This window comes from uncultured Clostridium sp., assembly GCF_937920395.1.
Classification (GTDB): Bacteria; Bacillota; Clostridia; order Clostridiales; family Clostridiaceae; genus Clostridium_AD.
Genome location: NZ_CALEVF010000182.1, coordinates 1 through 6,518 on the forward strand (window position 1 = coordinate 1; position 6,518 = coordinate 6,518).

The 6,518-nt window shown below is 27.9% G+C and carries 8 protein-coding genes; 4 read left to right on the plus strand and 4 right to left on the minus strand.

Features of this window, described 5'->3' with window-relative positions; all coding sequences use genetic code 11:
* On the minus strand, positions 1-702 hold a 702-nt coding region (locus Q0649_RS11725), incomplete at its 3' end, for an ImmA/IrrE family metallo-endopeptidase (RefSeq protein ID WP_298841956.1).
* Positions 695-1,024 carry a helix-turn-helix transcriptional regulator gene (locus Q0649_RS11730; RefSeq protein ID WP_298841959.1) on the minus strand — a complete coding sequence of 110 codons (330 nt, stop codon included), beginning with the start codon at positions 1,022-1,024 and terminating at the stop codon, positions 695-697. The genes Q0649_RS11730 and Q0649_RS11725, both read right to left, overlap by 8 nt.
* Before the next feature lie 437 nt (positions 1,025-1,461).
* On the opposite strand from Q0649_RS11730, the gene Q0649_RS11735 reads away from it, so the two are divergent.
* The 4 genes from Q0649_RS11735 to Q0649_RS11750 all read left to right on the plus strand — a co-directional run bounded on the left by Q0649_RS11735 (position 1,462) and on the right by Q0649_RS11750 (position 3,696).
* Positions 1,462-2,478, plus strand: a complete 1,017-nt coding sequence (locus Q0649_RS11735; protein ID WP_298841962.1) for a replication initiation protein — start codon at positions 1,462-1,464, stop codon at positions 2,476-2,478.
* Positions 2,479-2,787: 309 nt separating this feature from the next.
* Entirely contained in the window at positions 2,788-3,021 is a 234-nt protein-coding gene (locus tag Q0649_RS11740) for a helix-turn-helix domain-containing protein (RefSeq protein ID WP_298841970.1), read from the plus strand.
* Entirely contained in the window at positions 3,014-3,232 is a 219-nt protein-coding gene (locus Q0649_RS11745) for a hypothetical protein (RefSeq protein ID WP_298841972.1), read from the plus strand. The genes Q0649_RS11740 and Q0649_RS11745 overlap by 8 nt, the downstream gene beginning before the upstream one ends.
* Entirely contained in the window at positions 3,229-3,696 is a 468-nt protein-coding gene (locus Q0649_RS11750) for an HNH endonuclease (protein ID WP_298841975.1), read from the plus strand. The genes Q0649_RS11745 and Q0649_RS11750 overlap by 4 nt, the downstream gene beginning before the upstream one ends.
* Positions 3,697-3,882: 186 nt before the next feature.
* On the opposite strand, the gene Q0649_RS11755 is transcribed toward Q0649_RS11750, so the two are convergent.
* Positions 3,883-4,302 (minus strand): hypothetical protein, encoded by a 420-nt coding sequence (locus Q0649_RS11755; RefSeq protein WP_298841978.1) that lies wholly within the window; start codon positions 4,300-4,302, stop codon positions 3,883-3,885.
* A 715-nt stretch (positions 4,303-5,017) separates the two neighbouring features.
* Positions 5,018-5,974 (minus strand): hypothetical protein, encoded by a 957-nt coding sequence (locus tag Q0649_RS11760; protein WP_298841982.1) that lies wholly within the window; start codon positions 5,972-5,974, stop codon positions 5,018-5,020.
* Positions 5,975-6,518: the final 544 nt, after the last annotated feature.

The window sequence follows — 6,518 nt, forward strand, 5'->3', positions numbered from 1 at the left end:
ACTCTTAAAGTTATACCAAACTGCTTTGCTCTCATTTTCAAAAAAATATTCATATGAATTAATTATGTTTTTAAGCAGTACCAGATCATATTTTTTTATTCCCAATTCTATTCGTTTTTTATCAGGTTTAAATTTACGAACTCTTTTTTTTATTTCTTTTGGATCAATAGTTCCTTCTATTTTCCCAAGGCTATATGCAATGTTAAAAACACAGGATTCAAAACTTACACCAAAATAATCAGTAATATAGAGGATATTTATAAAATCAATATAATTATTTTTTTCTAGTTTCTTTACTTGAACTTCTAATTCTTTTTTAGGCAGTAGTAATGCACTGGCGAATTTATCCGCGTATTTCTCAATATAACTTTTATTTCTTCCATCTATGGGACAAAAAAAATCACTATTTCTATCTTTTAAATGATGGCATAGCTCATGTGCTGCAGTAAATCCTTGTCGTGTTATAGGTCTATTATTATTAATACCTACAATAGGTATATCATCTTCAGTTTCAGGTAAAATATAAATACCTTCTAAATCCTTAAAATTCCTAAACTGATATACAACACCAAAATAACTTAATATATCAAAAGGATCTATTGGATAAGAAGGTATCTTTTGTGAAAAGTAAATCTTTAATACTTGTTTTGCAAGAACCTCATAATTGTAATAATAATCACTTAAATCAATGTTATTAGGCATTCATATTATACCTTGCCTTAATTTTCTTTTTAAATTCTATTAAATTCATTATCTCGTCTTTATCTATATCTGATAAACTTGAAAATGCTCTTGCAAACATTTTTGTTTCATTTTTGTTTTCCTCATTATACATTAAGTCATTTAATGTAACTCCATACAACTCAGAAAATGCTTTCATTTCGATAGCGGTAATTTTTCTACTTCCGGCTTCTATTGAAGTAATTGTTGTTCTATGCAGATTCATTACTTTAGCAACATATTCTTGTGATAATCCTAAATTTTTTCTTGCTTGTTTTAGTCTTTCATTTAACGTGTTTAACATAAATATCACGTCCTCTCATTTATTATTATATGCAACATTGATTGTTTTGACAACACAAAATGTCAGAATATCTAACTATTTTGTCCATATTTATGGATATTAATCAAATAAATATTAAAAATAAATGCATTATGGACAACAACAAATACTTATTTTTTCCTTGTTGTTGTTTAGGATGTTTAATAAGCTTTTTGTTTACAATGTTTAGAGCATACCTCTAGACTAGTGATACCAGTGCCTTAAAAAGTTAAAAGCAACTTTTTCATACCTAAGGGCAACTTTTTCATACCCGATGTTTTTCTAAAGGTAACTTTTTCATACCCAAAGGCAACTTTTTCATACCTGAAAAGCAACTTTATCATACCCAAAAGCAACTTGTAAAATAAATGTTGCTTTTAAAAGTTGCTTTTGGTAATATGTTCATTAGGGGGTGCATTATGTTAAAAGATAATGTTGTTACCAAATCTAATGATTTAAATTTAAGAGCATATCAATTAAACAGAACAGAACAGTTACTTGTTCTCTCTATAGCATCCATGGTTCAACCGCAAGATGAAAATTTTAAAACTTATGAATTACATGTAAAAGACTTTATGGATTTAATTAATGTTTCAGATAAATCAAAATATGTTGAGTTACCTAAGATAACTAAATCTTTAATGATGAAAGTAATAGAAATAAAAAAAACGCATTCGTTATTACAAGTAGCTTGGTTTTCCTCTGTAGAGCATAGACCAGGAGAAGGAATTATAGAAGTTGAATTTAGCCCCAAATTGAAACCGTATCTGCTTAATTTAAAGGATAATTTTGTTTCATATGCATTAAATCAAGTAGCTAAACTATCCTCAAAATATTCTATAAGATTGTATGAATTGTTAAAACAGCAACAGTTTAAAAAAAGTGTACGATTTGAAATGAGTGAATTTAGAGAGTTAATAGGTTTGAATGATAGCATATACCCCAGGTATAGTAATATGAAACCTAAGGTTCTATTAGTGGGACAAAAGGAAATTAACAACAAGAGTGACATCTTCTTTGATTTTGAAGAAATAAAAACGGGCAGAAAAGTTACTAGTATTAAATTCAATATATCTAGTAATAAAGATAATTGCAATACTGAAACAGCAGCTACATTAGAGGAGGATCCAAAAGAACTAGAACTAATAAAACAGGTGCAATTAATATTTCATAATCATAAAATTACAGAGTATGAAGCTGGTTGCATACTAAAAGATGCTAATAATAAAATAGATTTAATAAAACAATGCTATAAATACACTTTAGCTAAAGATGTCCCTAATGTTGTTGGATATATGAGAAGACTTGTAAGAGGATTTAACGCGCCTCGCGAGAATATTAAAAAAGGTTCTTTTAATGATTATGAACAGCGCACATATGATTTTGATGCTCTTGAAAAGAAACTTCTGGGATGGGACAATAAAAATATTGAGTGATTTAATCAGGTATATTTTTATTATATGAAGTCGATATTTACATATTAAAGTATAGAGTAGCATGAATACGTAGTTTAAAACGTGCTAGAGTTAATCTAAAGCACTATTATGTAAAAAACATATGATATATCCATATTAATTTAAAATCGAATAGAGAGTATGTAAGGGGTAACTAATATCGTTGGTTATCCTCATTTTATTTATCAAGAAGAATAATAGCTTATATTTAATGTAATACACTAAATATATAGGTAAGGTAAATTTAATTTAATTTTGATTATGATGTATATTGACATGGTTTGATATAGTTTGATATATTATAAATATAAAGGAGGGGTAGTAGTGGGACTTAATAATTTACCTGATATATTAACAGTAAAGCAACTTGCAGAGTTTCTGCAGATCAGTGACCAAACAGTTATGCGAGCAATCAAATCTGAACAGTTAAATGCATTTAAAGTAGGGAAAGACTGGCGTATCGAGCGAAACAAAGTACTAAAGTGGATTGATATTAAAAATAATAGAGGTGAAGGAAATGAATAGCGTAAACTTTCTATATAAGTTTTTTAAAAGTAAGCCTTTATCGGAAGAAAAAATTGTGAAATTTATGATTGAAAATTATTTTTTAAAAGGGCATAACCTTGATGATCTACATGATGATTTACTTTTTAAATATAATAAAAGTGAAAAGGATGCAACAGACCTAAAAGATAGTATAGAAGAAACATTAAAAAATTATTGTAAAAGAGGTTGATTGGTAAAATAATGTGTAAAAAACAAAAAAATTATAGAGAAAAAACCCCGCAGTCAATGCAATTGTGGCATAAAAATAATACTGATAAAGAAAAACAATATAAATATGAAAATGCCAATAATTATAGAATGTATGCTCAAAATAGGTTGGCTAAAGGTAGAAATTTACCAGCCACATTAACGGTTGATCAGTGGTTAAGTATAAAAGCTGCATTTAATAATAAATGTGCGTACTGCGGTAAAGAATTACCTTTAGCTCAAGAGCATTTCGTGGCATTGAGTAAGGACGGTGAGTATGCAATATCAAATATAATTCCGGCTTGTCATAGTTGCAACAGCAGCAAAAACAATAAAGACTTTTTTAGTTGGTATCCGAAATATAAATATTACAGTAAAAACCGTGAAAAAATAATATTAAAATATTTATGTTATACAGATCAAGGACAACAATTAACTATTATTTAAAAGGAAAATATACTTAAGTAATCGAATATCTATATTATAGTAGGTGGTACATGGTTAAAAATAAATTAATAGAGAAATGTTTATGAGGTGGCTACAAAAGATAAGCATGGATCATAGACAAATATAATAAAACAAAATAATAAAAACATACCCATCACCTTATCAGATGTTGGGTACCCTTAATTGCTATACACTCGCTATAGCAATTGCATAATTTGGATTTGATATTGTTTTTGCATAAACTGCAGCAGTTTGAAAATATTTAGAACCTGAAAATTTTCCAATTCTTGTTCGTTCGAAGCTGTCATTCGTGGCACTAGGTACGTAACCATAAGCTTTCATCACAAATCGCACCATCCACCCTATATTTCGACGGTTTGGCGCATTTGAGTTCTCGGCATTATGATTAAGAGGAAATAATTCGCAATCCCCAAACAGGTTCTCTAGTTCCTTGACTACACCTGTAAGTGAAGGTAATCCAACTTTCGACATAACAATCATCCGATTAACTGATTCTGGTTGTGACAAGAAGTTCATTACCCTAACTGTGTCCTCATTCGGTAGAATCGTACTACTATTGAAAAAATCTGTCGTTATCTGACTCATATCTTTTACCTCCGTTAATGTATATCTATGGCTCAATTTGTTCCATAGATATACATTAACATTTTCACTTTGGTTTGTCAACATTGTAGCAATTTGTTGTATAGATTTTTTGCTTATGTAAAAATCCTTTATGCAAAAATGACAAGATTAATGTAAATAATAAAATTGAAGGAGTTTCACACGACACTATAGAAGTGAAAATATGAAAAGGCATAAAATCACAAAAGAGCACTAAAATAATGGCTAAAAATAATACAAAAGTAACACAAAAGCAATAAATTACAGAAATAGTATATAAGCAATTACGGTTAGGTACGCTTTTAAATGGGAGGTAACTCAACAGCTTACGTGTAAATGATGGTACTTAAATAATATTATCATTAAATCCAGATACGATTAACGTCTATGAATTCTGAAAAATCAACGCCATCATTATGGCTTTTCCATGCGTTCTAAAAGGAAAAATTTAACTAAGTTTGAACTGGATAAAAAAAAGCCTACTACACTATTGTTTTAAAGAGGTTGAAACATATTAATAAAGATACAAAAGTAGAATTATTATCAACGCCTTGTAAATACGTAGTGATCAACTACTCTTTTTTTATGTTTAAATTTATCCACACCCTAATTCACTCAGTGAAGAGTATAATTAACATCTTTAAAAGAAACAAGGAAAAGAAATAATCAATTAATTTCCAGTACATAAATATATGTCTTACTCTTTATTGCACTTAATAGGATTATCATTATTACAAATAAATTTATAATTATCATTTAAAAACGGTCTTGAAATTTGAAGTTGTAACCATTTCCTTTCTAAATAGGTATCGCAATTTGAATATATGTAAGATAATATTTTGTCTACATCGTGTCCTCTTCCCCAAATTAAAACAAATTTTTGTAATCTTTCTTGAACAATTACACCACATACATTTAAATATTCTAAACACATAGCATTAATCCATTCCACAAAAGCCCGTGAACCAGTAAAGATACGAATATATATATAGTTTTTCTCTCCATTTTTAGAATAACGTTTTAAAGTGTTATAATTTCCATCTCCATCGATTGTACCTCTACGAAAATCAGAAAAATAAATTTTAGGTATTTGTAAATGGCCGAGTGTTAAGGACTTATTATGTGTTAAACCTATATTTAGACAAAAATTATAAAAAAGTTCCGAGGTAAAACTGTAAGTATAATTAATGAAAGTTTTACCATTTTCATTAATTTTTTTATTAGAAACTATTTTTAATTTTCTACCTGTAATTAAATCGCAGATAATATCTCGTATTTCCATTAGCAAATCAAAGTCATTTGATGAAATTTTTATTAAATGTCTATTTTTATGCAAGGTTCCGTCCGTAGCGATTATACCAATAATATATCCTAATTTTCTGCACCACGTAATAACGGAGGCTTCCTCTTTTACTATTTCAAAACCATACTTTTTATATGAATAATAAAAAGCTTTATGTGATATACTACAAAACTTTTGCGAATCGCAGATACGAGCTTCAAATGGTTTATTACACCAAGGACAAATATTAATCTCACGCTTTTTCGTACTTTTTATGAAGCATTCATGGGTGCAAAAATTCCTTGTTTCTATTGTTGGTGTGTAACTTTTTTTGCAATAATCACAGTACCTTTTAACTATTTTAACAGTCATAGCAGTCTCTCCTTACGAATATTATTTACAAATATCATTTCCCAATATTTCAATTAAATACATTTTTATAAAATTATTTAATTAGAATATTGGGAAGGAAGTATATTAATCGGAAAAAGAGACTAACAATATATATTTAAAAAAACTTATATTTTATAAGTTTTTTTATTTTTTTAACAAGTTTTCATTATAATGACTAATATGAGATTTCGTTATAATGAAAAAACGAATATAAATAATAAAAAAATTATTGAAAAATTTTATATAAAATTGAAGATATAACTATATAGAGGTATAAAAACAGGAGATGATAAAATGCAAGGTAATATGGCTTATTGTCAACATTTATTTGATGATACTACAGATGGATATATACAATTACTTAAAATTAATAAAAATAAAGAAATAAAAATATATAATACAAATATTAAAGGCTTGAAAGAAATTGTAGAAATAGTAAAAGGTGAAAAAGATACTTTTATAGCACCTAATACTATGTACAAGCCATAAGATCGGAAGAGCACACGTCTGAACTCCAGTCACC

What these genes read in the sequence shown, in the direction of transcription:
- Q0649_RS11735 (WP_298841962.1), top strand. Translation starts at nt 1,462, where the DNA reads ATGTTAAAAGATAATGTTGTTACCAAATCTAATGATTTAAATTTAAGA.
- Q0649_RS11730 (WP_298841959.1), bottom strand. Translation starts at nt 1,024, where the DNA reads ATGTTAAACACGTTAAATGAAAGACTAAAACAAGCAAGAAAAAATTTA.
- Q0649_RS11760 (WP_298841982.1), bottom strand. Translation starts at nt 5,974, where the DNA reads ATGACTGTTAAAATAGTTAAAAGGTACTGTGATTATTGCAAAAAAAGT.
- Q0649_RS11755 (WP_298841978.1), bottom strand. Translation starts at nt 4,302, where the DNA reads ATGAGTCAGATAACGACAGATTTTTTCAATAGTAGTACGATTCTACCG.
- Q0649_RS11745 (WP_298841972.1), top strand. Translation starts at nt 3,014, where the DNA reads ATGAATAGCGTAAACTTTCTATATAAGTTTTTTAAAAGTAAGCCTTTA.